Genomic DNA, 26104 nt, shown 5'->3' with positions numbered 1-26104 from the left:
AAGAAAACAAAAAACTGGAGGATATATGGGGAAAAATCAAAGGATATATAAGGAGAACGGACAAGTTATCTCTTTTAATCAATTAGCGGACTTCTTTTATAAAAAAGGGATGAGAGCTTACAAAGGGCAAAAATTGCAAGATGCAATTAAATATTTTCGAAGAGCGGCACAAAGTGAGAAGGAGCCGTTTATTTTATGTCAATTAGCAACAGTATTATCTGAGGCTGGTGAATATCAAGAGTCGAACCAAATCTTCTTAAAGTTAGTTAGATCTAATCCAGAACTTGAACAGTGCTATTATTTTATTGCAAATAATTATGCATATATGGGGTTATTTCAACAGGCGAAGAAATATGCGGATCGTTATTTAGAAGTTGCAAAAGAGAAGGAATTCGTAGAAGATACATTAGAACTTCTTGAGATTATGGAAGAAGAAGCAATGGGTGCGGAAGAGATTGAAGATGAAGATGATTTAATTGTTATGCAGGAAGAAGCGAATCGTTATATTCGTAATGGACAATTGGAAGAAGCAATTGCTACATTAGAAATTGTTACGAAAGATTATCCGGAATTTTGGTCAGGTCATAATAATTTAGCCATTGCACATTTTCAATCGGGTAATGTAGACAAAGCACTGAAGTTAACAGAAATGATTTTAGAAAAAAATCCTGGTAATATACATGCGCTTTGTAATACGCTTATTTTTCTATATTCAATTGGAGAGCATAAACAAGTAGAAGCGTTAGCGGGACAGCTAGTTTCGGTATATCCGATTTCATTTGAACATCGTTTGAAACTGGGAACTACACTTGCAACAATTGGTTATTTCGAGCATGCATATAAATGGTTCAAACTATTAAAGCGTCAAGGATACGAAGGAGACGTTAGTTTTTATTATTGGTTTGCATATTCTGCGTATATGGTGAAAGATCAGCAACTAGCTGAAAAAATGTGGCAACATGTCGTGGAATTGCATCCTGATAAAAAGGGAAAAGAACCGTGGAATGCGCTGAATTTAGCAGATGAAGGACAAAACGTGTTATTTGAAGAATTACGAAAATCATTTCAGCAAAGTGCGACGCTAGAAGAACAAATGCTAGCTTTATATTTAATGAATGAATTGTCAACGCCGGAGAAGGTTGGATTCTTCTTTGATATAACGCAAGCGAAGAACGGTGTTCCCATCGTATCGCAACTTGCAAAGTACTTCTTTTTACTTAATAGTCATAAGAGTATTCCAGCTGATTTACAACAATTTGAGCAGTGCGCGAGAATCGCGGATGCCTTATACAATTATACGAAAAAAGATGATGAATTAATTGAAGAGTGTTTACACTTTTGGTTTTGTACGTTCATACGTTTATATACATCTGGAGACATATTTACAAATGTGTACGGCTGGTCAGCTGCGATTGAATACATTGTACGCGGCGAACAAGGAAATAAAATGACACAGTCGGAGCTTGGAGATGTATATAATGTATCTGTAGCGACTGTCCGAAAGTATGTGCAAGCTGTTAAGCGTACGCACACATAAGATAAGCAAATCATTGGGAAAAAAATGATGCTAACAGTATAATGAGGGTAACTTAATTGTGTAGGAATGGATAGGAGTGAATAGTGTGTCAGAAGAAAAAATTTATGATGTCGTTATTATTGGTGCAGGACCAGCTGGTATGACAGCTGCAGTATATACATCTCGTGCAAATTTAAGCACATTAATGCTTGAGCGTGGTATTCCGGGTGGCCAAATGGCAAACACGGAAGATGTAGAAAACTACCCAGGTTATGAGTCTATTTTAGGACCAGACTTATCAAATAAAATGTTCGAGCATGCGAAGAAATTTGGTGCTGAATATGCATACGGTGATGTGAAAGAAGTCATCGATGGTAAAGAATACAAAACAATTATTGCTGGTAAAAAAGAATATAAAGCACGTGCAATTATCGTTGCAAGCGGTGCAGAGTATAAAAAAATTGGTGTACCGGGTGAAACAGAACTTGGCGGCCGTGGTGTATCATATTGTGCAGTATGTGATGGGGCATTCTTTAAAGGAAAAGAACTTATCGTAATTGGCGGTGGAGATTCTGCTGTTGAAGAGGGTGTGTTCTTAACGCGCTTCGCATCAAAAGTAACGATCGTTCACCGTCGTGACACGCTTCGTGCACAGAAAATTTTACAAGACCGTGCTTTCCAAAATGAAAAAGTAGATTTCATTTGGAACCACACTATAAAAGAAATTAACGAAGCAAGCGGTAAAGTAGGAAGTGTAACACTTGTAGACGTAAACAGTGGAGAAGAGAAAGAAGTCAAAACTGACGGCGTATTCGTATACATCGGTATGTTACCATTATCAAAACCATTTGTTGAACTAGGTATTACAAATGAAAATGGTTACCTTGAAACGAACGAACGTATGGAAACTAAAATCCCTGGTATTTTCGCAGCTGGTGATGTTCGTGAAAAAATGCTTCGTCAAATTGTAACAGCAACAGGTGACGGTAGTATTGCAGCACAAAGTGCACAACATTACGTAGAAGAATTATTAGAGGAATTAAAAACTGTATCAGAAAAATAAGGGATAATATACCTTGTGAGAAGAAAGCTACCGACAGGAGCTTTCTTCTTTTTTTGTGTGAAAATGTCAAAGTATTGTCAAAAAATATAAGGATTATAAGCTTTCTTATTGATATACTGGACTTTACGGAAAAAATCACTATAAGAAATGAGGAATTTATTCAGTATGGAATGGCGTAATATATATCGTGGATTTTGTATGGGCGTTAGTGATTTAATTCCTGGTGTGAGCGGCGGTACAATCGCTGTTGTGTTAGGGATTTATGAACAATTGCTTGCGGCAATTAGTGGATTCTTTAGTCGTGAATGGAAAAAACATTTAGGGTTTTTAATTCCACTTGCAGCTGGTGTGGCAGCAGCGTTTTTAACGTTAAGTCATGTTATTAAATATTTACTTGCAAATCATTATGAACCGACTCAATTTTTCTTCCTCGGTTTAATTATTAGTATATTACCGATGTTAATGAGAGAAGCTGATGCAAAGTCGTCGTTTAAAGGTAAGCACATTGTTTTATTAATAGTTGCAGCAATTCTTGTTGCGATCACAGCTTTCTTTAAACCAGATAAGGCAGCAGATCCAATTACGACGTTAACAATTTTAAATGCAATTGGTTTATTTTTCGCAGGATGGATGGCTAGTATGGCTATGCTACTTCCTGGGATTAGTGGATCGTTTATTTTATTAATTATTGGTGTGTATCCAACAGCAATTAACGCTTTAACTACACTTAACTTACCTTTAATCGTGGTTATCGGTGCTGGTGTTATGGTTGGATTTGTTGTAAGTAGTAAAGGCATTAGTTTTTTATTAGATCGTTATAAAAGTATGACATTTGCGGCAATTATTGGACTAGTTATCGGTTCGATTGTAATTGTGTTCCCTGGTATTCCAACCGGCGGATTTTCAATTATAAGTTCAATTATTACCTTTATTTTAGGATTTGCGATTGTTACTTATTTCGGTAAGAAATAAGGGCTTTAATCCCCTTGGCGATAAAAATCGTTAAGGGGATTTTTCATGCTATTCATTAAAAGTCTAAGCATTTACATTGCTTGTTATGGAAAGCTTTTTTAAAATTGTTGAGTAGCATATGCTTAGCGAAAGAGGACTGGCTCCTTCGTTGTAGCAAACTGTTTTTGATAGTATAATGAAAGAAGTATGCAGTGAGAAATTTTACTGCAAGTAGCTGAGGTGAAGAAACATGCAAAGAGTGACAAACTGTGTGTTAATTAGAGATAATGAAGTACTCTTACTCCAAAAACCTCGCCGAAATTGGTGGGTTGCACCAGGCGGGAAAATGGAGCGTGGTGAGACTGTAAGAGATTCCGTTGTTCGCGAATATCGCGAAGAAACAGGTATTTATTTGAAAAACCCAGCGTTAAAGGGGGTCTTCACCTTTGTCATCCAAGAAGGTGATAAAGTTGTTTCTGAATGGATGATGTTCTCCTTTTTAGCGACAGATTTTGCAGGAGAAAACAAACTAGAGAGCGAAGAAGGCATCATTGGTTGGCATACATTTGATAAAATTGATGATTTAGCAATGGCGCCAGGAGATTATCACATTATTGATTATTTAATTAAAGGAAATGGCATAATCTACGGTACATTTGTATATACCCCAGATTTTGAGTTGCTTTCATATCGATTAGATCCGAGTTAAACCGTCAAGGAGAGGATACGATGACAGAGAATAATGATATAAAAATGGTAATTATTACAGGGATGTCTGGAGCTGGAAAAACAGTAGCTTTACAAAGTTTTGAAGATTTAGGATATTTTTGTGTAGATAATTTACCACCGATGTTATTGCCAAAGTTTATTGAGCTTATGGCGGATTCAAAAGGGAAAATGAATAAAGTGGCACTTGGTATTGATTTACGTGGCCGCGAGTTTTTCGAGCATTTATGGGGAGCACTTGATGATTTATCAGAACGTACATGGATTATTCCTCATATTTTATTTTTAGATGCGAAAGATAGTACGCTTGTAACTCGTTATAAAGAAACGAGACGTTCGCATCCACTTGCACCAACTGGTTTGCCGTTAAAGGGAATCGAAGCAGAGCGCAATTTATTAACAGATATGAAGGCACGAGCAAATATTGTGCTTGATACATCGGATTTAAAACCGAAAGAATTACGTGAAAAAATTGTTCACTTGTTCTCAACAGAAACTGAGCAAGCATTTCGTGTAAATGTTATGTCATTTGGATTTAAGTACGGTATTCCAATTGATGCAGATTTAGTATTTGATGTTCGTTTTTTACCAAATCCATATTACATTCCACATATGAAGCCATTAACAGGACTAGATGAAGAAGTTTCTTCCTATGTACTGAAATTTAATGAGACACATAAGTTTTTAGAGAAGTTGACGGATCTGATTACTTTCATGCTGCCTCATTATAAAAGAGAAGGCAAAAGTCAACTTGTAATTGCAATTGGATGTACAGGTGGACAGCATCGTTCTGTTACGCTTACAGAATACCTTGGGAAACATTTGAAACCAGAGTATAGTGTTCATGTATCTCATCGTGATGTGGAGAAGAGAAAGGGCCATTAAGGGATGAAAAAAGAGAGAAAGCCTAAAATTGTCATTATGGGAGGCGGGACTGGACTTTCTGTTTTATTAAGAGGATTAAAGCAATATCCTGTTGATATTACAGCAGTTGTTACAATTGCTGATGATGGTGGCAGTTCGGGTCGATTACGTGATGAGCTAGAAATTCCACCTCCAGGTGACATCCGTAACGTACTTGTTGCGTTATCGGATGTAGAGCCACTGGTGGAAGCTTTATTTCAGCACCGTTTCACAACAGGAGACGGACTGAAAGGTCATGCGTTAGGAAATCTATTGTTGGCAGGTATGACCTCGATTACAGGAGACTTTTTCCATGCAATTACGGAAACAAGTAAAGTATTAAATGTCAGAGGACGTGTATTACCAGCAGCGAATCAAAGTGCGGTACTTCATGCGGAACTTGAAGATGGGGAAATTGTAACAGGTGAATCAAAGATTCCTTATTACGGAAAGAAGATTAATCGTGTCTTTTTAACTCCAGAAGATGTAGAGCCATTGCATGAAACGTTGGCTGAGATTAAACGAGCTGATTTACTTGTTTTCGGCCCAGGAAGTTTGTATACGAGTATATTACCCAACTTAGTTGTTAACAAAATTGGGGACGCTGTTCTTGCTGCAAAAGCGAAGAAGGTATATGTATGTAACGTTATGACACAAGCGGGTGAAACGATGGGATATACTGCTTTTGATCATGTGCAGGCGTTACACGATCATTTAGGGCAACCATTTATTAATACTGCAATTGTAAATAACCGTGAGATTCCTTGTGAATTACGTAAGTTATATGAGGAAGAAATGTCTACACCAGTTGTAGTGGATGAAGAACGTTTTGCTGAAAATAATATTGATGTTATTCAAGAGGGATTAGCGAAGTATGATGATCGTGTTGTAAGGCATGATACGTTAAAGTTAGCTTCGATTTTATATTCATTGTTATAAATGTGCGTTGCCTCGTTTGAGGTGGCGCTCCTCATTCATATAGGACAAGAATTTTGTTCCATAATAATCGTATAAGGAGGTGTTGACTGTGTCATTTGCATCAGAAACAAAGAAAGAGTTGACGAATCTTGAAGTGAAAGAATGCTGTGAGAAAGCAGAATTATCGGCGTTACTTCGAATGAACGGATCGCTTTCTTTTTCAAACCGTCGTCTATCTATCGATATTCAAACAGAAAATGCGGCAATTGCAAGAAGGATTTATACGCTTTTGAAAAAAGGATATGATGTGACGGTAGAATTACTTGTTCGTAAAAAAATGCGATTGAAGAAAAATAATGTATATATCGTAAGGCTTGTTGAAAAGTCTCGCGAAATATTAGCCGATCTTCATATCGTTCGAGATGACTTTTCATTTATTCGAAATATATCACAAGAATTGATTGAGAAGAAGTGTTGTAAACGATCGTATTTACGCGGTGCATTTTTAGCAGGTGGTTCAGTAAATAACCCAGAAACATCATCTTATCATTTAGAGATCTTTTCGTTATATAAGGAACATAATGATGCTATATGTGAACTGATGAACGGATTTGATTTAAATAGTAAGACGTTGGAAAGAAGAAAAGGGTACATTACGTATTTGAAAGAAGCGGAGAAAATTACGGAATTTTTAAATATTATTGGTGCTCATAATGCACTTTTAAGGTTTGAAGATATTCGAATCGTACGTGATATGCGTAATTCCGTAAATCGTTTAGTGAACTGCGAAACAGCTAATTTAAATAAAACAATTGGTGCAGCGCTAAGGCAGATTGAAAATATCCGCTATATTGATGAGACGGTTGGTCTTGATATATTGCCAGATAAACTACAAGAGATTGCGCAACTACGAAGAGATTATCAAGATGTAACATTGAAAGAGTTAGGTGAGATGGTATCCGGGGGGAAAATTAGTAAATCGGGTATTAATCATCGTTTGCGTAAAATCGATGAAATTGCAGAGAAATTACGCGCGGGGGAAACGGTAGCAAAAAAATAAGAGGTTAAAGGGGAAATGGAGCTGTGGTTCAAAAACGAGTTCAGGTTTCATTAAAAAACGGTTTACAAGCACGTCCGGCTGCGTTGTTTGTACAAGAGGCAAATCGCTTTCATGCAGATATCTTTATTGAGAAAGATGGAAAGACAGTAAATGCAAAGAGCATAATGGGGATTATGAGCTTAGCAATTGGAACTGGAAGCATGATAACAATTACAACAGAAGGTTCAGATGCAGAAGAGGCTTTAGAAGCATTAGCTGCATATGTACAATAAAGAGCTATCGCGTATATGCGATAGTTTTTTTGTTTTGTTGTTTGTGCGGATTAGCGGGGAGGGGTATTTAGCTGGTTTGTCCTTGTCGGAGATTGTCGGTAAATCGATATGTTGTGTCGAACCGTTGATATATTAAAAAAATCGTTGATATAATTTGAGTTTTGTTCGATATAATTGAAAAATCGTTGATATATTTAGAGGGATACTGGATGGGGTATGTGAGCGGGGAACAATATATAAAAGAAGCGCCCAATTATAGGGCGCTTCCACTTTTAGTTATATCTAGCTCCAGCGGCTAGAATCTCCGGTTGTTTCGCCCCTTCATTCGAGGCAAAAAGCGCCTCGGAATCAGGGGCTCCATCGCCCTGCGATTCTAAACGAGCCACTTTCGCTTTTAAGTATTAACGATTTGTAAAAATCTTATCGATTAAACCGTATTCTAAAGCTTTTTCTGCTGTCATGAAGTTGTCGCGGTCTGTGTCGCGTTGTAGTACTTCAAGTGGTTGACCAGTGCGGTCAGCAAGAATTTGGTTTAGTTTTTCACGTAAGAATAGGATACGTTTTGCAGCGATTTCGATTTCAGTCGCTTGACCTTGTGCTCCACCAAGTGGTTGGTGAATCATTACTTCACTGTTTGGAAGTGCATAACGTTTTCCTTTTTCACCTGCTGCAAGTAAGAATGCACCCATAGATGCAGCCATACCGATACAGATTGTTGATACTTGTGGCTTAATAAACTGCATTGTATCATAGATTGCCATACCTGCTGTGATAGAACCACCAGGGCTGTTGATGTAGATGTGAATATCTTTTTCTGGATCTTGAGATTCCAAGAATAAAAGCTGGGAAACGATTGAGTTAGCTACGTTGTCATCAATTGCACTACCAAGCATAATGATGCGGTCTTTTAATAGTCGAGAGTAAATATCGTAAGCGCGTTCTCCACGATTTGTTTGTTCAATTACTGTAGGAATTAAATTCATCTGTTATTTCCTCCTTATAAAGCTTTCTTAGTCTTATAATACAATTATGGTCAATAAAGGTCAAACGAAACCACTTTAAATCAAAAAAATATGTAGTTGTACCATGAAATATTCGCTATGTTTTCGAAATTCCCTGCTTATGTATCTTCAACATCATAACCGAATTACATAAATTTAAACGTTATAAAAACTGGAGAAAAAAGAAAAGAACGCCTTTTAACTGAAGCGTTCTTTCGATAATTAGTCTTTTAAAAGATAGGTTACTTTATTTAAAATCTTTTCGATTTGTTTCGCGTTTTTACTATACATTTCGCTTGCTGATTTCGACTTTGTTTCTAGGGAAAATAGTTCAAGATCAGCATGACATTTTTTTAAAGATGCTAATAATAAAGGTTTGTTTTGAGGAGAAGGCATTTGGAGTTTGTCATTGTAAATGTCGATAGTAAGTTGTCCGTATGAATCCACTTGACCGAGGAAGACATTTTCAATAACAACACCGAGTTTTTCTAATTCTGAATGTAGCCAAGCGCGGTTATGTCCGCTTGCTGAAAGAGGTTCATCTAGTACATTTCCATCCATAATAACAGTTTGTGGTTCTTTCTCGTTTGGTACTTTTAAACCGATGTCTTTTGCTGTAAGTGGCTGGGAATCTTTCTTTAATAATACATTTAATTCTCCGCTCGGTTCTAAGACAGCAAATTCGACTTCAGCTACGCTGAACGCACTTTTTCCGCGGAGAAGTTCCAGTAATTCGTCACTCGTATATTTTTCTTTCTTTAAGTTATCTTCGAGTATCTTTCCGTCTTTTATTAATACGGTAGATTTCCCTTCAAAGAAGTCCCGAGCTGTTTTGTTCTTTAAAGAGAGGATTCCTGTTAAAAAAGGTACCACAGCGAAAATGAGTATCGCAAAGACGCCGTGAAAAAATTTTGAATCGAGCCCTGTAGATACTTGGGCAGCGATGTCACCAATCGTCATTCCGGCTATGTATTCAAAAAAGGAAAGCTGAGAGATTTGTCTTTTGCCTAACCATTTCGTAATAGCGAATAAAATAATTAATATGAATACAGAGCGAAGAATGACAAGTGTCCATTCCGGCAGGTGAGACATAGTCGTTTCCTCCAGTCTACTTAAAACCCTTTATATTGAGGTTCTTCACGTTCTAATACTGAAATTCTATCCTTTAAATCAGCGATGACGCTGTCCATTTCTAACATACATTCATGAAATACGCGTTTTGATTCTTCGTCTTGTGAATTTAATGAAAGGGAGCTTAAACTTGCTTGAGCGCCCCTTACACTAGCAAGGCAAGTTTTTACGCTAGCGATAACAGTCATATAAACACCTCTTATCCTTTCGGTTTGAATAACAATGCTCCAATGAAGCCGAAAATAATAGCCGCTGATACACCGGCGCTCGTTACTTTAAACATGCCGGTAATAACGCCAACGATGCCATGTTTTGCAGCTTCTTCCATTGCGCCATGAACGAGGGCATTACCAAAGCTTGTAATAGGTACAGTTGCCCCGGCTCCAGCGAAATCAATTAATGGCTCATACAAATTAAATCCATCTAATATAGCTCCAGCAACAACGAGTGTTGCCATTGTATGAGCAGGTGTTAGTTTGCCGACATCAAACATAAGTTGGCCGATTACACATATAAGTCCGCCAATGACGAAAGCCCAGAAAAAAATCATTGCGTTGCACCTCCAAATTCAATCGAAACGGCGTGAGCGATACACGGAATCGTTTCTTCTTGTTGGAATGTAAGTGGAGATAGTAAAGCGCCTGTCGCAACGACAAGTATTTTTTTGAACTCTCCTCTTTTCATTCGGTTTAATAAATGACCGTATACGACTGTTGCGGAACATCCAGGTCCGCTAGCACCAGCTATGACAGGTTGTCCTTCTCTATAAATGATAATTCCGCAATCTTGAAATTGTTCGCTCGTTACTTTCGTTCCGTGTTTATGTAGTAAGTCATAAGCAATTTCGCGTCCTACATGTCCGAGATCGCCTGTTACGATTAAATCGTAGTAAGAGGCATCAATTTGACGTTCACGTAAATGGGCTTCAATTGTATCAACTGCAGCTGGAGCCATTGCGCCTCCCATATTAAATGGATCCGTTAATCCCATATCAACCACTCGGCCGATTGTTGCAGAGGTTACTCTTGGACCGTGTCCAGTATCGCTTAAAATAGCGGCTCCTGCTCCGGTTACTGTCCACTGTGCAGTAGGCGGCTTTTGTCCACCGTATTCGGTAGGGTAGCGGAACTGTTTTTCTACAGCTGTATTATGGCTTGAAGCTCCAGTTAATAAATATTTTGCACCTTTTGCATTTACGATACTTGCCCCAAGTGCTAAACCTTCCATAGAAGTAGAGCAAGCCCCGAATAATCCGAGATAAGGAGTCCCAAGTGTGCGGCAAGCAAAGCTTGTTGGAGTAATTTGATTAATTAAATCTCCTGCGAGTACGAATTGAATATCATCTTTACGAAGCTCTGCTTTTTCAGTAGCGCGACTACAAGCTTCTTCGAATAAAATCTTATGTGCTTTTTCATAAGAATCTTGTCCGAGCCATAAATCTTCATGAAGGATATCGAAGTCTTCTGGGATGTTCCCCTTTGCTTCAAATGGTCCACCGACAACCCCTGTTGAGATAATGACTGGTTTGTTTTCAAATACCCACGTTCGGTGTCCTTGTAACATTTATAGCCCTCCCCATTGAACGAGAATAGTTTTAATAAGTGCGATGACGAAAGCGGAAAATACACCAAATAAAATAACAGAACCAGCTAGTTTAAACATATTGCCGCCAACGCCAAGGACAAATCCTTCCGTTCGATGCTCAATACATGCGGCAATAACAGAGTTACCAAATCCAGTAACAGGTACAGCTGTACCAGCACCGGCAAACTGTCCAAAACGATCGTATATACCAAATCCAGTTAGTAACATGGAGATGAAAATGAGCGTTGCGACTGTTGGATTGCCTGCTGAGCGTTCAGTGAAATCAAAATATGTGATGTAAAAAGTAGAAATGAGTTGTCCGATGAAGCAAATAAAACCACCGACGAAAAAGGCTTTTATACAATTTTTTAAGACAGGTCGTTTCGGTTCGCGTTCTTGTTCGAATTTTTTATACTCCTGTTGTACAGGGGTTAAGTTTTTATCTTTACTAGACATTGCAATCCTTCCTTTTCTTTTAAAAAGCGTTAAGTGTTAGACTCCATTTTTTTACCAATGAATTTTAATTGTTTATTAATTTCATCTTTAGATACTTCTTTTTCCTTAATTTTTCTTTCGAGTTTTTCGAGTAACATAAAGATTTTTTTATCTGTACTGACACGAACATCGAAAGTAGGGTGCTCATCACTTAGTTGCTTTTGAAGTTTGCTGCGCAACGGCTTTAATCCAAACCTTTCGTGATGCTCAGGTGTAACTGCTATGTAGAGATCTAAATTTGAATTCACTGCTGTGCTTTTTATAATTTCATCCATAGCGAGAGCTCTTTTCTTCGCTCCTTGTGATATAGATTGATTAAAGGATTCCGTACTCGTCTTTGTTAACTTTGGACCTTTTTCTTTCTCCGTTCGTTTTGCTTCTTCTTTCACTTTTTTATCTAAAGGACTATTATCACATCCGGTAAAAGAGCTAAATAGAAGTGCAAATAATGCGGTTATGAGGCCGAGTTTTCGCATAATTATCATTCCATTTCTATTGCAATATGTAATGTGATAGAAAAAGGATGACTGCATATCATCCTTTTTCTATTTCACAGCAAGATTGGTTCGTTATTGCTGTGAGTATTGTGGTTCTTCTTGTTGGACTTCTTCAACACGTGGGTTTAAAGAATCGATAATCGTTTGTGTTTGCTGCGCAGCTGTTTGGAAAAGTTGCTTAGCTTGTTGGTTATCCGTATCAAGAGCGAATCCCTCTAAGCTAGCTTGGGCACTTTTTAATCCAGAAACAGTCTGCTTTAATTTTGTAATTACAGTCATTGAATGAAGCCCCCTTTGGAATATCAATTCAAAGATTATAATTTGTGAGTTGGGGTGAATTTATGATTGGAAAATTTAGGGGTGAAATAGATTTTATATGCTTTTAGCTAAGATGCATAAGGTATTACGGGGATATTTTTATTGATTTAGATGGATTTTATTGCTATTATTATGAGAAGAAAATGAAGTGTTTTCTATAATCATGCGCCCATAGCTCAGTCGGATAGAGCGGTGGTTTCCGGTACCACGTCTGCCGGGGGTTCGAATCCCTCTGGGCGCGTTAAAAAGTCCTAACTTACGTTTTGTAGGTTAGGACTTTTTTTATTTATCTCATTATTTAAGGGTTAAACAAAACAAACTGATGGAAGTTTCATTTTATATGTGTACTTTCAAAATGCCTTGTCTCATTGCTTCTGTTAAAGCTTCGGAGCGTGATCCTACTTTTAATTTTTTGAAGATTTTTGTTAGGTTGTATTCTACAGCTCTTGAACTCATGTACAGTTCATCAGCAATTTGTTTATTGCTACTTCCTTTAGAGACGGATTCTAAGATTTCTAATTCTTTTTGTGTAAGAAGAGCGGTTTTATTTTCAAGTTGTTGAGTCGTTATATCGTCTGTACGTAGTTGACGTAATAAAGAAATAGGAAGTAAAGTATATCCATTTACAGCTGCACGAATTGCCATTAATAGCTCTTGCTGAGAAGCTGATTTACTAATAATTCCGCTGATACCAGAGTTTATTAATAAATTAAATTGGGATACGTATTCAAAACCTGTGTATAAAATGATTTTTGCATCTGTTTGAATATGTAATATTTTCTGGGCGAGTTCAATACCACTACAATTGGGCATATTCATATCCAAGAGATATACGTCAAAAGGTGTAGCGTCACTTTTTATAAGTGCTTCCTGTTCATTTAAAATATATTCTGCTTGCATATCTTCTTCTAATTCAATCATGCTCTTTGTTCCTTCGCCTACAATTTGATGATCATCTACGATTAATACTCGAATCATTATTTACCACCTCGGAACTGTAATGTTTACTTGAAGTCCTTTTTTAGTTTCGGATACTATATGTATTTCTCCGCCAATTGATTGAAGCCTTCCTTTTATACCGGAAATCCCCATATGCTGCTTAGGAGAGTAGGGAGTGTCTATATCAAAACCTTTGCCGTTGTCTCGGTAGTCTAGGAAAATGCAGTTATTCTCTTCCCATAAAAAAATCGATACGATGGTTGCCTCGGAATGTTTATCTGCGTTTGTTAGTAGTTCTTGAATGATACGATATAAAGATAAAATTTTGTCAAAATCGTAATGATGTTCTTGAATTGATTCATGATCAAATTGAATATGAAACTGCACACGTAATTGTGTTTGGGCTAGCAATTCTCTTAATGCACCAATTAAACCAGCATCTGATAAAAGTGATGGACGCAATTCATTGCATGTGTCGCGAATTTGTTGTATTACATCGTGCATACCGAAGTGGATTTTTTTTAGTTCATTTTTTAATTCTAGTGGAACGGATTTGTTTTTTAGTAAAGAGTCTAGTTTGCGGTACCATACGATTTGATCTTGTAATGCAGAGTCGTGTAAATCTGAAGCGAGTCGGCGCCTTTCTTGTTCAGAAATTTGAAAGAGTAGGCGTGATAAGCTTGCAGAATTTGTTTTGGATTCTAAACTCTCCTGCTCTAGAGAATGAATAATTTCATTAATAGTATACAAGTTTTCGTAAATAAGACGGACGTATGTCGTGACAGTGATGAACCATGATTTTTCATGCGTATTATATTTAATATTATTCAATTTTCTTCCAATCCAGATGTAGTGTTTTATATGTTTAGTAGAGTATAAGTAAATGCCAATGCATCCATCATCCTCTAATAAATCATTAATTAGTAATGCTGCCATACTCCATTTTTTCTTTTTAGAAAGTGTGAAATCTTTCGTTTGTCGATATCCGTTACAGAGTGTATATGTGTTGTCTTTCATATCATATTGAACAAATTGAATAAAAGAAGGTTTCAACATCGAAACGATTTCATTAGTGAATTTTTTCTCTAACTCTTCTGTTTTCATAATAGATGATAGCTGTGCGGTAAACTGTTCAATGTTTACGTATAAGTTTGTTTTAGTCCGAAAGAGGTGATTACGGAATGTAAAATCTAATCTTTCTTTTAATATGAGAAATAGAATGTTTAACGGAAAAATAATAATAAAACTTTGCAGTAGTCGAGAGAGAAAATTGTCTTTGTAATAAATGCTCCAGCTCGTAATGATTGCAATTAATAGAGTTGGAATTAGTGACAGAAATGCGTAATACCGTAAACGATCAAATACAAACTCTATATCAAAAATCTGCTTCGTCGCTACTAAATAAAAATACCCGATTGGAAGAGCGATTAGGAACATAGCGCCAATATCTGCTGAGAGAATAGGTGTTTTGAATATTGCATCTGGAAGAGCATAGAGTGTAACGAACGGAAAGAAGGCAATGGAATGAATCGTGAGCATTAATTTTAAAAATGGTTTATGTACTGTACTGTGATATTTGATATAGGCACGGATTAAAAAATATATACAAAAGATAATATTTATTGAAAGGTAAATTAGTTCTAATCCATCGGTATTAACTATTGGACATGGAATGAACATCGTTAAAATAGAGAGTAATAGTAAAATAATGCCGATTGTAATATCGATTTTTAGAAATCTCATAGAAATAACGTATAGTTGCTTTTTCTTGAATAATTCATTCAACAATAAAATGAGAGACATAGGTGTACCTTGAAATACAATACTTAAAATAATGAGAGCGATAAAATCACCTTTACCAGATTCAACTGCGATTAGAAGACTTGAGGAAGTCATGAATAGAAACGTGATCAAAAAGAATGTTTCCCGGTTCAAAGGCTTCTTTGTATAAAGAAAAATAGATAACCCTAAACAAATAAAAGCGAGTAGGAAGGGAAAGTATACAGAAATAATTTTGTCACGAGAATCAATAAAATGTTGTGTTCCTTTATAAGTTTGGGTGATATCGTCTTTTTTAATTTGTATTTCAGATGCATTTAGTGATTGGTTTTGGTATCCAGGAAGTATTCCTAAATGAGGCTTTTCTTTATTTATCGAATAGATTATATCTCCTTCTTTTAAGTCCGTATGAAAAGCCCAACCGGAGGATTTAATTTTTGCTATTGTGTATGTAGTTGAGTCTGTTTTAGAAATAAGAACTCCACTATATGGTTGGTTTATTTTATATAAGATATAGCCTTGTAAACAAAAATACAGGATAGTTACACATAAAATGAAAACGAAGTTACGTTGTATCTGCAACGGTTTAGACACCTCTCTTTGTAGGTATATCGTTTAATTTCTGAATATTTTTATAATAACATTTAAGAAGTTTTCATACAATCAATGTCATCTGTTGAAATTGCGGTGAACCACATAAGAGTGGTTCGCCTTTTTTACGGTAAATACAGTACGGATTGCGGACAATAGCATCAGAAAGAAGTCTATGATAAAGATACAACTTAACAAGTAAATGAAGGAGGCAATAGTGATGAAAAAGTTTTTTTTGATGATAGGCGGGATTGCATTAGGAATGGCGGTTATTTATTTCGTAAAAAGCTAAAAGGGGATGTTATATATGGCATTTGAAATTCAAGGATTAAATAAAACATTTGGTGAATATAAAGCCGTTAATGATTTAAATATACGTGTAGAAGAAGGTGGAATTTTAGGGATGCTGGGCCGAAATGGTGCTGGTAAGACGACAACGATTCGTATGATCTTAGATTTAATCAAACCGGATAGCGGCCAAATTCTATGGAATAATCGCCCTTTTTCAAAGAAAGACCTATCTATTGGCTATTTACCAGAAGAGCGTGGATTATACCCGAAAATGAATGTAGTGGAGCAATTGGTGTATTTCGGCAAGTTAGAAGGAATGCCAGCTAATCTTGCAAAAAGGCATGCGTTACAGTGGCTAGAAAAATTAGAAATGACACCACATTTAAAGAAGAAAACAGAGGAATTGTCAAAGGGAAATCAACAAAAAATTCAATTGATTTCAGCGATATTGCATAATCCAGAATTCATCATACTAGATGAACCATTTAGTGGCTTGGATCCTGTAAATGCAGAGATGTTAAAAAATGTTGTGCTCGAGTTAATCGCGCAAAGAAAAACGATTATCTTCTGTAGTCATCAAATGGACAGTGTAGAAACGTTCTGTGAGGAAATTTGTATTATGAAAAATGGTCAACTTGTATTATCGGGTGCCTTGTCAGATATTAAGAAAAGTTATCAATACAAATATATGACGTTGCAAACGGAAGGGGATATTGAACCTATTCTTAAGAAGAAAAATTTCAATTTTGAAAAAGTTAATCGTACGTTCATGATTAAAGTTAATGATGGAGAGGATGCATTTTCGCTGCTTGAAGACATTAAAACTAAACAATATATCCGAGATGTTTCTATTAAAGAACCTTCTTTATATCAAATCTTTGTTGAAAAGGCGGGTGCATAAGTAATGAGGAATTTCTGGATTGTTTTAGGGCAAACGTATTGGGATCGTGTGAGGACGAAAATATTTATTGGGATGACATTGTTATTAATAGGGGGAGGGATATTCTTATTCTCCTTTCCAACTTTAGTACAAAAGTTTTCTGGAGAGAAAGAAAAAGCAAAAGTTGTATTTATTTCCGAAGCACCTAATGTTACTTTGGATCAATCTAATCTTAGTAAAGCTCTTCCAGAATGGGATTGGTCTTTAGGTGATAAAACAAAATTAAATCAATATAAGCAACATTTGTTAGATAAGAAAGTCGAAGCGCTCTTTATATTAAAAGAGGGTGCGGGTGCTGAACCAGTATTAGATTACTTTATGAAGGTGGATAATCCTAAGTTGATTCAAAGTGCGCAGGTATTTGTACAAAATCAGTATTTTCAAAGTGCGGTAGTTAAACAACAGTTATCAGAAGAGGTTGTGAAATCACTGACGATGAACGTGCAAGCGAAAAAGCAAAACTTAAATAACGAAGAAACAAGCTCATTCTTACTGGTGTATTTATTAGTAGCGATTATGTACTTAGCAATTACTTCGTATGGAAATGCGATTGCTACAGCGGTAGCGTCAGAGAAGGCGTCGCGTGTTATGGAAGTGATGGTAACGAAGGTGTCGCCTGTTCACATGGTCTTTGGGAAGATATTAGGAGTCGGTCTTGCTAGTTTGACACAGTTATTTATTTTCTTCCTTAGTATGGCGCTATATATTAAATCTGGAATTTTTAAGGTATCGGATTCGTTTTTTGGAGTGAATATTGATGTAAATATGATTACAGGTGAGCATGCTGCATATTTCTTGTTATATTTTGTTCTCGGTTACTTCGTTTATGCGGCACTTTTCGCAGTGTTTGGTTCTATGGTAAGCAGGCCAGAAGAATTATCCGGAACAACGATGCCGATTACTTTTATATTGATGGGAAGCTTAGTGGTGGAGTTATTAGTAGTACTTGATAACCCTGAAGGGCTAGTATCAAGGGTGACATCATATGTTCCGTTTACAGCTCCAATTAGTATGGTAGTTAGGATTATTAATGGATCCGTTGGGAGTTTAGAAATTATTACATCTATGGTTGTATTACTGGCTAGCATTAGCTTAATTGCTATGTTCGCAGCGAAGGTCTATCCGAAAGGTGTATTAAGAAGTGGTAAGAGCCTTAAATTCATTCAATTGTTAAAAAATAATTAATTGCAGGGGGGAATAAATTATGGGATTTTTTTCGAAAAGAAAACAAAAAATGATGGATAGTAATAACGAGAGAAGCGTGAAAAAAATAGTTGAGTTGTCTGTGGAAGAGATGAGAGGAATTCAAGGAGCGTCTAGTGAATCGAACGATTATCTCTATGACTCCTATGTAATTAGGAATCAAAGTTCCTTAGCTTTAAATAAGAGGTTTCTTTCTTAATTAAGAATCGTAAAAGAGTAGTTAGGCATAGTGAAGTGTCACTATACCTAAACTGCTCTTTTTATTTTGGAATTGAACAGAGATAAATTTAATGTTGTTATATATAAAATTAAGGGTTACTATTAGTATGTGGTAACAAATAATTGAGTTTATTATTTTCTTTCAATATTATTCAAATTTAGGTTGTAAGTTGTAAATCTCATTAATACATATAAATTAATAATATTTTGGAATGGGTGTCTGTGATAGCATTCTCCTTTTACCAAACTTATTGTACAATAGAAACAAGGGGGAGATTAGTTTGAAGGCAAGTCTTTTACAAGAACAAAGCTTACGTTTGGCAATGACACAAGAGTTAAGGCAAGCGATTACAATGCTCCAGTATAATGTACAAGAATTATCGGAGTTTTTGTATGAGCAATCGTTAGAGAATCCCCTTATTGAGTTAGGTGGTTTTGAGAGGGAGAAGAAAAAGAGCTCTAACAACAGTAAAAGTACCAGCAAACAAGTCGAGAATCAGATGGAGATCTACAGTGTGGATTCTACAACGATTCAGCAACATTTATTAAATCAAATACAGTATTATAAAATAGATGAAGAAGAGCGAAAAGTAGCTTCTTTCATTATTATGAACATGGATGGAAATGGATATTTACAAGAAACGAATGAAGAGTTAGCAGAGCTCCTTTCTGCGCATATTCATGTAGTCGACCGCTCTGTAGAGCTTGTCCAATCACTGGAACCAGCAGGGGTAGGGGCGCGTAATATTCAGGAATGTCTAACCTTGCAATTGAAGCGCTTACAAAGACGGAATGGATTAGCAGAAGAGGTTGTAGAAGATCATTTCGCTTATTTTGTGAAGAAAGATTGGCGAAAGCTCGTTCAAGTGTTGAAATGTAGTAATGAGGAATTACAGAGTGCGGTAAATTGTATAACGTCATTACAACCAAAACCAGGTCTTGCGTTTTCTTCAGATAAACCACTTTATATTGTGCCTGATATGGCGGTGAAAAAAGATGGCAATCGCCTCGTTTTACAAATGAATGAGAGAAATATGCCGAGAATTGAAATTCATTCTGAATATAGTGCGCTTCTTAATAATAGTGAAAGTGAAGTAGCATCTTACGTATCAGAAAAGTATCAGCATGTGCAGTGGATTATGCGCAGTTTGAAGCAGAGAAAACAGACGCTGCTGCAAGTGATGAATATTATTATGGAAAAACAACGTGATTTCTTCTGGAAAGGTCCAGAGTATTTAAGACCTCTCGCTTTAAAAGAGGTAGCGGAAGAGTTAAGTGTGCATGAATCAACAATTAGTCGTGCGACGCGAAATAAATATGTGCAAACACCACACGGTTTATTTGAGATGAAATCGTTCTTTAGCAATGCCGTTTCGACGACTGAAGATGAAGCAGTTTCTACAAAACGTGTAAAACAATTTATTCAAACGCTAATTGGGGCAGAGGATAAGAAAAAGCCACTTTCAGATCAAAAGATTTCAAAATTATTAGAAGAAGAGCATGAAATTGTTATTTCTCGAAGAACAGTGGCGAAGTATAGAGAACAAATGCATATCCCAGCTTCGTCATTACGAAAAACGATCGGATAGGTGAAGAAGATGAAAGTTGTACTGTATACTAAAAAAGATTGTGGCCTTTGCGTGAAGGCGAAACAAGTTTTACAGGAAGTACAATGTGAATATTCTTTTCAAATCGAGGAAATAGATATATATGAAGATAATGACCTTTTAGAAAAATATCACTTAATGATTCCGGTTGTAGAAATGGACGGAAAACAAGTAGAATATGGTAACATTCACAAAGGTGTCATAATAAACTATATAAAGAATGCAGTTAAGAGTTGAATAAGTTTCTATCTCCTGTTACAATAATACACGTAGCAGGGATTATTTTTTTAACCTATGTGGGACACAAAATGTCACTACGGGACGTAAAGTGACCACTAAGGAAAAATGAACCAATGTAGTGAGGAGAAAAGATATGCGCTCATGGATTCAGAACACAAAAAAATTATTACCTGATCTGCTACCTGTTATGCAAACGAGAATGCAAATTCTTCAATACATTAGGCTCATGCAGCCGATTGGAAGAAGAAACTTATCAGCAAGCCTCGGTATGACAGAACGAGTATTGCGAAGTGAAGTTCAAGTTTTGAAAGAACAAAACTTAGTTCACGTCGCTTCTTCTGGAATGACTTTGACAGAAGAAGGAACAGCTTTAGTTCTTGCTTTGGAAGACTTTATGAAAGAAATTTCCGGGTTAAAGGTTTTAGAAAAGCAACTTAAGGAAACATTAGACTTGGATGAAGTTTTCGTTGTCCCTGGTGATAGTGATGAATCACCTTGGGTCAAACTGGAGATGGGCCGTGCTTGTGTGACTTGTATAAAAGACCGTCTGACAGCGAATAATATCGTTGCTGTGGCTGGAGGAACTACGCTAGCTGCTGCTGCGGACATGATGCAACTTGATTGCAAAGATTTACATATGCTATTTGTCCCAGCACGTGGTGGAATTGGAGAAGGTGTTGAATTAGAAGCCAATACCATTTGTGCCAAGATGGCGCAAAATACGATGAGTAATTATCGCTTATTGTATGTTCCAGACCATGTTAGTAGCGAAGCATATGCGTCTATTGTGACAGAGCCTTCCGTGAAAGAAGTTCTTGAGTTGATTCGATCTTCCAATATCGTCATTCATGGAATAGGTGATGCGTTAACAATGGCACGTCGCAGAAGTACTTCAGAAGCAGATTGGTTAAAGATTCAGGCAAGCGAAGCAGTTGGCGAAGCTTTCGGTTACTACTTTAATGAAGAAGGAAATGTTGTTCATAAAGTAAGAACAGTTGGTATGCAACTTGAGGATTTACAAAATGTATCTCACGTTGTTGCAGTCGCTGGAGGTTCTTCAAAGGCAAAAGCAATACAGGCTGTAATAAAGCAAGGGCACACTTCAATTCTAATTACAGATGAAGGTGCAGCAAAACAATTAACAAAGGGTTTTACCCTTTAATATAATCCCCCAAGGAGGAAATTCAAATGACTAAAATTGGTATTAATGGATTTGGACGTATCGGACGTAACGTATTCCGCGCAGCTCTTAACAACTCTGAGGTAGAAGTAGTAGCAATCAACGACTTAACAGATGCTAAAACATTAGCTCACCTTTTAAAATATGACACAGTTCACGGAACTTTAAATGCAGAAGTATCTGCTAACGAAAACAGCATCGTTGTTAACGGTAAAGAAATTAAAGTTATCGCTGAGCGTGACCCAGCTCAATTACCATGGAGCGACTACGGAGTAGAAGTAGTAGTAGAATCTACTGGCCGTTTCACTAAAAAATCAGACGCTGAAAAACACTTAGGTGGATCAGTTAAGAAAGTTATCATCTCAGCTCCAGCTTCTGACGAAGATATCACTGTAGTTATGGGTGTTAACCATGAACAATACGATGCAGCTAACCACAACGTAGTATCTAACGCTTCTTGTACTACAAACTGTCTAGCTCCATTCGCTAAAGTATTAAACGAAAAATTCGGCGTAAAACGCGGAATGATGACAACAATTCACTCTTACACTAACGACCAACAAATCTTAGACTTACCACACAAAGATTTACGTCGTGCTCGTGCAGCAGCTGAAAACATGATCCCAACATCTACTGGTGCAGCTAAAGCTGTAGCATTAGTATTACCAGAACTTAAAGGTAAATTAAACGGTGGCGCTGTACGTGTTCCAACTGCTAACGTTTCTCTTGTTGACTTAGTTGTTGAACTTGACAAAGAAGTAACAGTTGAAGATGTAAACGCAGCATTCAAAGCAGCAGCTGAAGGCGAATTAAAAGGTATCCTTGGATACAGCGAAGAGCCATTAGTATCTATCGACTATAACGGATGTACAGCTTCTTCTACAATCGATGCATTATCTACAATGGTAATGGAAGGTAACATGGTTAAAGTACTTTCTTGGTACGATAACGAAACTGGTTACTCTAACCGCGTAGTAGACTTAGCAGCTTACATGACTTCAAAAGGTCTTTAATTCTTAATTATATAAGTTATCAATGACAAAACGAGGGAGAGGGTTTGTTCCCTCTCTCTCTTCTTTCGTTTTAAAAGCAAATGTGTTAAGCTTTTGAATGGGTTTTGTCAATCCTAACTAGTAGTCGGAGGGAAATCCAATGAACAAAAAATCAATTCGTGACGTAGATTTAAAAGGTAAGCGTGTATTTTGCCGCGTTGATTTCAACGTACCTATGAAAGAAGGCAAAATTACAGATGAAACTCGTATCCGTGCAGCTCTTCCTACAATTCAATATTTAGTAGAGCAAGGTGCGAAAGTTATTTTAGCAAGCCACTTAGGCCGTCCAAAAGGTCAAGCAGTAGAAGAATTACGTCTTACTCCAGTAGCAGCACGTTTAGGCGAGCTTCTTGGTAAAGATGTTAAAAAAGCGGACGAAGCATTCGGACCAGTTGCACAAGAAATGGTTGCAGCAATGAACGAAGGCGACGTATTAGTTCTTGAAAACGTACGTTTCTATGCGGGCGAAGAAAAGAACGATGCAGAACTTGCGAAAGAATTTGCAGCACTTGCTGACATCTTCGTAAACGATGCATTCGGTGCAGCTCACCGTGCTCATGCTTCTACAGCAGGTATCGCAGACTACCTACCAGCAGTATCTGGTCTATTAATGGAAAAAGAGTTAGATGTACTTGGTAAAGCACTTTCTAACCCAGAACGTCCATTTACAGCTATCATCGGTGGTGCGAAAGTAAAAGATAAAATCGGTGTAATTCGTCATCTATTAGACAAAGTAGATAACTTAATCATCGGTGGCGGACTTGCTTACACATTCGTTAAAGCTTTAGGTCATGAAATTGGTCTATCTCTATGTGAAGACGACAAGATTGAACTAGCTAAAGAATTTATGCAACTTGCAAAAGAAAAAGGCGTAAACTTCTACATGCCAGTTGATGTTGTAATCACTGAGGAATTCTCTGAAACTGCAACAACTAAAATTGTTGGTATCGACTCTATCCCTTCTAACTGGGAAGGCGTGGACATCGGTCCTAAAACACGTGAAATTTATGCAGATGTAATTAAAAATTCTAAGCTTGTTGTATGGAATGGACCAATGGGTGTATTCGAAATGACTCCATTCGCAGAAGGTACAAAAGCAGTAGGACAAGCATTAGCAGATGCAGAAGATACATACTCTGTTATCGGCGGTGGTGACTCTGCAGCAGCTGTTGAAAAATTCGGTATGGCTGATAAAATGAGCCACATTTCTACTGGCGGCGGTGCGTCATTAGAATTCATGGAAGGTAAAGAGCTTCCAGGTGTAGTTTGTCTTAACGACAAATAAGTAGCAGCCAAAGAAAAAGGACGGTGCAAAGCATGCGTAAACCAATTATCGCAGGTAACTGGAAAATGAATAAAACTCTATCTGAAGCAGTTAGCTTCGTAGAGGAAGTTAAAGGTCAAATCCCAGCAGCTTCAGCTGTTGATGCAGTAGTTTGCTCTCCAGCTCTATTCTTAGAGCGCCTTGTAGCAGCAACTGAAGGAACTGACTTACAAGTAGGTGCACAAAACATGCACTTCGAAAAAAATGGTGCATTCACTGGCGAAATTAGCCCAGTAGCACTTAGCGACTTAAAAGTTGGCTATGTAGTACTTGGCCACTCTGAGCGTCGTGAAATGTTTGCTGAAACAGATGAGTCAGTAAACAAAAAGACTATCGCAGCATTTGAACATGGTTTAACACCAATCGTATGTTGTGGTGAGACTTTAGAAGAGCGCGAAAGCGGAAAAACATTTGATCTAGTAGCAGGTCAAGTGACAAAAGCACTTGCAGGTTTAACAGAAGAGCAAGTTAAAGCAACTGTTATCGCTTATGAGCCAATCTGGGCTATCGGTACAGGTAAATCTTCTTCTTCTGCAGATGCAAACGAAGTATGTGCGCACATCCGTAAAGTTGTTGCAGAAGCTGTTTCTCCAGAAGCTGCAGAAGCTGTTCGTATCCAATACGGCGGTAGCGTAAAACCAGAAAACATTAAAGAGTATATGGCACAATCTGACATCGACGGCGCTTTAGTTGGCGGTGCTAGCTTAGAGCCTGCTTCGTTCTTAGGTCTTCTGGGGGCGGTAAAATGAGAAAGCCAACAGCTTTAATCATTCTTGACGGTTTCGGACTTCGTGAAGAAACTTACGGGAATGCTGTAGCACAAGCTAAGAAACCTAATTTTGATGGTTACTGGAACAAATTCCCTCATACAACGCTTACAGCTTGTGGCGAGGCGGTAGGTCTTCCAGAAGGTCAAATGGGTAACTCTGAGGTTGGTCACTTAAATATCGGTGCTGGCCGCGTAGTATATCAAAGCTTAACACGCGTTAACGTTGCAATTCGTGAAGGTGAGTTCGATAAGAACGAAACTTTCCAAAATGCAATTAAAAGCGTAAAAGAAAAAGGTACTGCACTTCATTTATTCGGTTTACTTTCTGACGGTGGTGTGCACAGTCACATGAACCATATGTTTGCTCTTCTTCGCTTAGCAGCAAAAGAAGGCGTGGAGAAAGTTTATATCCATGCATTCTTAGATGGCCGCGATGTTGGACCACAAACAGCAAAAGGTTATATCGATGCAACGAATGAAGTAATTAAAGAAACAGGAGTAGGACAATTCGCGACTATCTCTGGTCGTTATTACTCTATGGACCGTGACAAGCGTTGGGATCGCGTAGAAAAATGTTACAGTGCTATGGTGAATGGTGAAGGCCCTACTTATAAATCAGCAGAAGAGTGTGTAGAAGACTCTTATGCGAACGGTATCTATGATGAATTCGTATTGCCGTCTGTAATTGTTAACGAAGATAACACGCCAGTTGCAACAATCAATGATGATGATGCAGTTATCTTCTATAACTTCCGTCCAGACCGTGCAATTCAAATTGCTCGTGTATTTACAAACGAAGACTTCCGTGAGTTCGATCGTGGTGAAAAAGTACCTCACATTCCAGAATTCGTATGTATGACACACTTCAGTGAAACTGTAGATGGTTACGTGGCATTCAAGCCAATGAACCTTGATAACACTTTAGGTGAAGTTGTTGCGCAAGCGGGATTAAAGCAACTTCGCATCGCGGAAACTGAAAAGTATCCGCACGTTACATTCTTCTTTAGCGGTGGTCGTGAGGCTGAATTCCCAGGAGAAGAGCGTATCTTAATTAACTCACCAAAGGTTGCAACGTATGACTTGAAACCTGAAATGAGCATTTACGAAGTAACGGACGCTTTAGTAAATGAAATCGAAAATGATAAACATGATGTTATCATTCTTAACTTTGCGAACTGTGATATGGTTGGCCATTCTGGGATGATGGAACCAACAATTAAAGCAGTAGAAGCAACTGACGAATGTTTAGGAAAAGTTGTAGAAGCAATTCTTGCAAAAGATGGTGTAGCACTTATTACTGCTGACCATGGTAATGCTGATCAGGAGTTAACTGCTGATGGCGGTCCTATGACAGCTCATACAACTAACCCGGTTCCTTTCATCGTTACAAAAAATGATGTAGAGCTTCGTGAAGGTGGTATTTTAGGAGATATCGCTCCAACAATGCTTACACTTTTAAATGTGGAACAACCGAAAGAAATGACAGGTAAAACAATTATTAAATAATTTGCTTATATAAAAAGGAGAGAATTTAT

At 37.3% G+C, this 26104-nt stretch carries 28 protein-coding genes and 1 tRNA gene; 19 read left to right on the top strand and 10 right to left on the bottom strand.

What is annotated here, in order from left to right; translation table 11 throughout:
- Positions 1 to 25 precede the first annotated feature (25 nt).
- From BM089_RS22330 to BM089_RS22295, 8 genes are all read left to right on the top strand, one after another.
- Entirely contained in the window at positions 26 to 1537 is a 1512-nt protein-coding gene (locus tag BM089_RS22330; RefSeq protein WP_000517723.1) for a tetratricopeptide repeat protein, read from the top strand.
- 85 nt (positions 1538 to 1622) lie between these two features.
- Positions 1623 to 2579: a thioredoxin-disulfide reductase gene (gene trxB / locus BM089_RS22325; protein ID WP_001288078.1), complete on the top strand. Its 957-nt coding sequence runs from the start codon at positions 1623 to 1625 to the stop codon at positions 2577 to 2579.
- Between the two features lie 165 nt (positions 2580 to 2744).
- Positions 2745 to 3551: a DUF368 domain-containing protein gene (locus BM089_RS22320; protein WP_000455196.1), complete on the top strand. Its 807-nt coding sequence runs from the start codon at positions 2745 to 2747 to the stop codon at positions 3549 to 3551.
- Between the two features lie 229 nt (positions 3552 to 3780).
- On the top strand, positions 3781 to 4239 hold the full coding sequence (locus tag BM089_RS22315; RefSeq protein WP_001190080.1) for an NUDIX hydrolase: 459 nt from the start codon (positions 3781 to 3783) through the stop codon (positions 4237 to 4239).
- Positions 4240 to 4259: 20 nt separating this feature from the next.
- Positions 4260 to 5141, top strand: a complete 882-nt coding sequence (gene rapZ / locus BM089_RS22310; protein WP_000138459.1) for an RNase adapter RapZ — start codon at positions 4260 to 4262, stop codon at positions 5139 to 5141.
- A gap of 3 nt (positions 5142 to 5144) precedes the next feature.
- Positions 5145 to 6098: a gluconeogenesis factor YvcK family protein gene (locus tag BM089_RS22305; protein WP_000712187.1), complete on the top strand. Its 954-nt coding sequence runs from the start codon at positions 5145 to 5147 to the stop codon at positions 6096 to 6098.
- Positions 6099 to 6186: 88 nt separating this feature from the next.
- On the top strand, positions 6187 to 7137 hold the full coding sequence (gene whiA / locus BM089_RS22300; protein ID WP_000006566.1) for a DNA-binding protein WhiA: 951 nt from the start codon (positions 6187 to 6189) through the stop codon (positions 7135 to 7137).
- A gap of 23 nt (positions 7138 to 7160) precedes the next feature.
- Positions 7161 to 7409, top strand: coding sequence for an HPr family phosphocarrier protein (locus BM089_RS22295; RefSeq protein ID WP_000250307.1), 249 nt, complete (start codon positions 7161 to 7163; stop codon positions 7407 to 7409).
- A gap of 401 nt (positions 7410 to 7810) precedes the next feature.
- Here the strand turns inward: BM089_RS22295 and clpP are convergent, their stop codons facing one another.
- From clpP to BM089_RS22250, 8 genes are all read right to left on the bottom strand, one after another.
- The gene (gene clpP, locus BM089_RS22285; RefSeq protein ID WP_001049162.1) at positions 7811 to 8392 is read right to left on the bottom strand and encodes an ATP-dependent Clp endopeptidase proteolytic subunit ClpP; all 582 of its coding nucleotides are present in this window, start codon (positions 8390 to 8392) and stop codon (positions 7811 to 7813) included.
- Between the two features lie 240 nt (positions 8393 to 8632).
- The gene (locus BM089_RS22280) at positions 8633 to 9502 is read right to left on the bottom strand and encodes a DUF421 domain-containing protein (protein ID WP_000018924.1); all 870 of its coding nucleotides are present in this window, start codon (positions 9500 to 9502) and stop codon (positions 8633 to 8635) included.
- A 20-nt stretch (positions 9503 to 9522) separates the two neighbouring features.
- Positions 9523 to 9729: a DUF1657 domain-containing protein gene (locus BM089_RS22275; RefSeq protein WP_000215909.1), complete on the bottom strand. Its 207-nt coding sequence runs from the start codon at positions 9727 to 9729 to the stop codon at positions 9523 to 9525.
- A gap of 11 nt (positions 9730 to 9740) precedes the next feature.
- Entirely contained in the window at positions 9741 to 10091 is a 351-nt protein-coding gene (spoVAE, locus tag BM089_RS22270; protein ID WP_000575919.1) for a stage V sporulation protein AE, read from the bottom strand.
- Entirely contained in the window at positions 10088 to 11104 is a 1017-nt protein-coding gene (spoVAD, locus tag BM089_RS22265; protein WP_000938972.1) for a stage V sporulation protein AD, read from the bottom strand. Before spoVAD ends, spoVAE begins: the two co-directional genes overlap by 4 nt.
- A complete protein-coding gene (spoVAC, locus tag BM089_RS22260) occupies positions 11105 to 11581 on the bottom strand; it encodes a stage V sporulation protein AC (protein ID WP_000095399.1) in 477 nt (158 codons plus the stop codon).
- A 29-nt stretch (positions 11582 to 11610) separates the two neighbouring features.
- On the bottom strand, positions 11611 to 12096 hold the full coding sequence (locus tag BM089_RS22255; protein WP_001228546.1) for a YhcN/YlaJ family sporulation lipoprotein: 486 nt from the start codon (positions 12094 to 12096) through the stop codon (positions 11611 to 11613).
- A 93-nt stretch (positions 12097 to 12189) separates the two neighbouring features.
- A complete protein-coding gene (locus BM089_RS22250) occupies positions 12190 to 12396 on the bottom strand; it encodes a DUF1657 domain-containing protein (RefSeq protein WP_000216166.1) in 207 nt (68 codons plus the stop codon).
- A 204-nt stretch (positions 12397 to 12600) separates the two neighbouring features.
- Between BM089_RS22250 and BM089_RS22245 the strand changes: the two genes are divergently transcribed.
- A tRNA-Arg gene (locus BM089_RS22245) sits at positions 12601 to 12676 on the top strand.
- Positions 12677 to 12771: 95 nt separating this feature from the next.
- On the opposite strand, the gene BM089_RS22240 is transcribed toward BM089_RS22245, so the two are convergent.
- Both BM089_RS22240 and BM089_RS22235 read right to left on the bottom strand, forming a co-directional pair.
- Entirely contained in the window at positions 12772 to 13413 is a 642-nt protein-coding gene (locus tag BM089_RS22240) for a response regulator (RefSeq protein WP_000621765.1), read from the bottom strand.
- Between the two features lie 3 nt (positions 13414 to 13416).
- The gene (locus BM089_RS22235; RefSeq protein ID WP_001166936.1) at positions 13417 to 15735 is read right to left on the bottom strand and encodes a sensor histidine kinase; all 2319 of its coding nucleotides are present in this window, start codon (positions 15733 to 15735) and stop codon (positions 13417 to 13419) included.
- Between the two features lie 316 nt (positions 15736 to 16051).
- Here BM089_RS22235 and BM089_RS22230 point away from each other — a divergent pair, with 316 nt between their 5' ends.
- From BM089_RS22230 to gpmI, 10 genes are all read left to right on the top strand, one after another.
- Entirely contained in the window at positions 16052 to 16936 is an 885-nt protein-coding gene (locus tag BM089_RS22230) for an ABC transporter ATP-binding protein (RefSeq protein WP_000863494.1), read from the top strand.
- 3 nt (positions 16937 to 16939) lie between these two features.
- Positions 16940 to 18160: an ABC transporter permease gene (locus tag BM089_RS22225; protein WP_090978113.1), complete on the top strand. Its 1221-nt coding sequence runs from the start codon at positions 16940 to 16942 to the stop codon at positions 18158 to 18160.
- 19 nt (positions 18161 to 18179) lie between these two features.
- On the top strand, positions 18180 to 18377 hold the full coding sequence (locus BM089_RS22220) for a hypothetical protein (protein ID WP_000505575.1): 198 nt from the start codon (positions 18180 to 18182) through the stop codon (positions 18375 to 18377).
- 301 nt (positions 18378 to 18678) lie between these two features.
- Complete coding sequence (gene rpoN, locus BM089_RS22215) at positions 18679 to 19986, top strand: RNA polymerase factor sigma-54 (protein WP_000647956.1); 1308 nt, start codon at positions 18679 to 18681, stop codon at positions 19984 to 19986.
- A gap of 9 nt (positions 19987 to 19995) precedes the next feature.
- Positions 19996 to 20241, top strand: coding sequence for a glutaredoxin family protein (locus BM089_RS22210; protein WP_000869730.1), 246 nt, complete (start codon positions 19996 to 19998; stop codon positions 20239 to 20241).
- Positions 20242 to 20377: 136 nt separating this feature from the next.
- Positions 20378 to 21406, top strand: a complete 1029-nt coding sequence (gene cggR, locus BM089_RS22205; protein ID WP_001258185.1) for a gapA transcriptional regulator CggR — start codon at positions 20378 to 20380, stop codon at positions 21404 to 21406.
- A gap of 26 nt (positions 21407 to 21432) precedes the next feature.
- Positions 21433 to 22437, top strand: coding sequence for a type I glyceraldehyde-3-phosphate dehydrogenase (gene gap / locus BM089_RS22200; protein WP_000161234.1), 1005 nt, complete (start codon positions 21433 to 21435; stop codon positions 22435 to 22437).
- Between the two features lie 139 nt (positions 22438 to 22576).
- Entirely contained in the window at positions 22577 to 23761 is a 1185-nt protein-coding gene (locus tag BM089_RS22195) for a phosphoglycerate kinase (protein ID WP_001036331.1), read from the top strand.
- Between the two features lie 32 nt (positions 23762 to 23793).
- Entirely contained in the window at positions 23794 to 24549 is a 756-nt protein-coding gene (tpiA, locus tag BM089_RS22190; protein ID WP_001231038.1) for a triose-phosphate isomerase, read from the top strand.
- A complete protein-coding gene (gene gpmI / locus BM089_RS22185; protein WP_001231158.1) occupies positions 24546 to 26075 on the top strand; it encodes a 2,3-bisphosphoglycerate-independent phosphoglycerate mutase in 1530 nt (509 codons plus the stop codon). Before tpiA ends, gpmI begins: the two co-directional genes overlap by 4 nt.
- The last annotated feature ends 29 nt before the right edge of the window (positions 26076 to 26104 follow it).

The sequence above is a fragment of the Bacillus sp. 5mfcol3.1 genome (assembly GCF_900114335.1).
GTDB classification, from domain to species: domain Bacteria; phylum Bacillota; class Bacilli; order Bacillales; family Bacillaceae_G; genus Bacillus_A; species Bacillus_A thuringiensis_S.
The sequence above is the reverse complement of the archived record's forward strand: the minus strand, read 5'-3'. Positions and strand labels throughout refer to the sequence as shown.

What these genes read in the sequence shown, in the direction of transcription:
- BM089_RS22330 (WP_000517723.1), top strand. Translation starts at nt 26, where the DNA reads ATGGGGAAAAATCAAAGGATATATAAGGAGAACGGACAAGTTATCTCT.
- BM089_RS22320 (WP_000455196.1), top strand. Translation starts at nt 2,745, where the DNA reads ATGGAATGGCGTAATATATATCGTGGATTTTGTATGGGCGTTAGTGAT.
- BM089_RS22315 (WP_001190080.1), top strand. Translation starts at nt 3,781, where the DNA reads ATGCAAAGAGTGACAAACTGTGTGTTAATTAGAGATAATGAAGTACTC.
- rapZ (WP_000138459.1), top strand. Translation starts at nt 4,260, where the DNA reads ATGACAGAGAATAATGATATAAAAATGGTAATTATTACAGGGATGTCT.
- BM089_RS22305 (WP_000712187.1), top strand. Translation starts at nt 5,145, where the DNA reads ATGAAAAAAGAGAGAAAGCCTAAAATTGTCATTATGGGAGGCGGGACT.
- clpP (WP_001049162.1), bottom strand. Translation starts at nt 8,392, where the DNA reads ATGAATTTAATTCCTACAGTAATTGAACAAACAAATCGTGGAGAACGC.
- BM089_RS22280 (WP_000018924.1), bottom strand. Translation starts at nt 9,502, where the DNA reads ATGTCTCACCTGCCGGAATGGACACTTGTCATTCTTCGCTCTGTATTC.
- BM089_RS22275 (WP_000215909.1), bottom strand. Translation starts at nt 9,729, where the DNA reads ATGACTGTTATCGCTAGCGTAAAAACTTGCCTTGCTAGTGTAAGGGGC.
- spoVAE (WP_000575919.1), bottom strand. Translation starts at nt 10,091, where the DNA reads ATGATTTTTTTCTGGGCTTTCGTCATTGGCGGACTTATATGTGTAATC.
- spoVAD (WP_000938972.1), bottom strand. Translation starts at nt 11,104, where the DNA reads ATGTTACAAGGACACCGAACGTGGGTATTTGAAAACAAACCAGTCATT.
- spoVAC (WP_000095399.1), bottom strand. Translation starts at nt 11,581, where the DNA reads ATGTCTAGTAAAGATAAAAACTTAACCCCTGTACAACAGGAGTATAAA.
- BM089_RS22255 (WP_001228546.1), bottom strand. Translation starts at nt 12,096, where the DNA reads ATGCGAAAACTCGGCCTCATAACCGCATTATTTGCACTTCTATTTAGC.
- BM089_RS22250 (WP_000216166.1), bottom strand. Translation starts at nt 12,396, where the DNA reads ATGACTGTAATTACAAAATTAAAGCAGACTGTTTCTGGATTAAAAAGT.
- BM089_RS22240 (WP_000621765.1), bottom strand. Translation starts at nt 13,413, where the DNA reads ATGATTCGAGTATTAATCGTAGATGATCATCAAATTGTAGGCGAAGGA.
- BM089_RS22230 (WP_000863494.1), top strand. Translation starts at nt 16,052, where the DNA reads ATGGCATTTGAAATTCAAGGATTAAATAAAACATTTGGTGAATATAAA.
- BM089_RS22225 (WP_090978113.1), top strand. Translation starts at nt 16,940, where the DNA reads ATGAGGAATTTCTGGATTGTTTTAGGGCAAACGTATTGGGATCGTGTG.
- BM089_RS22220 (WP_000505575.1), top strand. Translation starts at nt 18,180, where the DNA reads ATGGGATTTTTTTCGAAAAGAAAACAAAAAATGATGGATAGTAATAAC.
- BM089_RS22210 (WP_000869730.1), top strand. Translation starts at nt 19,996, where the DNA reads ATGAAAGTTGTACTGTATACTAAAAAAGATTGTGGCCTTTGCGTGAAG.
- cggR (WP_001258185.1), top strand. Translation starts at nt 20,378, where the DNA reads ATGCGCTCATGGATTCAGAACACAAAAAAATTATTACCTGATCTGCTA.
- gap (WP_000161234.1), top strand. Translation starts at nt 21,433, where the DNA reads ATGACTAAAATTGGTATTAATGGATTTGGACGTATCGGACGTAACGTA.
- BM089_RS22195 (WP_001036331.1), top strand. Translation starts at nt 22,577, where the DNA reads ATGAACAAAAAATCAATTCGTGACGTAGATTTAAAAGGTAAGCGTGTA.
- tpiA (WP_001231038.1), top strand. Translation starts at nt 23,794, where the DNA reads ATGCGTAAACCAATTATCGCAGGTAACTGGAAAATGAATAAAACTCTA.
- gpmI (WP_001231158.1), top strand. Translation starts at nt 24,546, where the DNA reads ATGAGAAAGCCAACAGCTTTAATCATTCTTGACGGTTTCGGACTTCGT.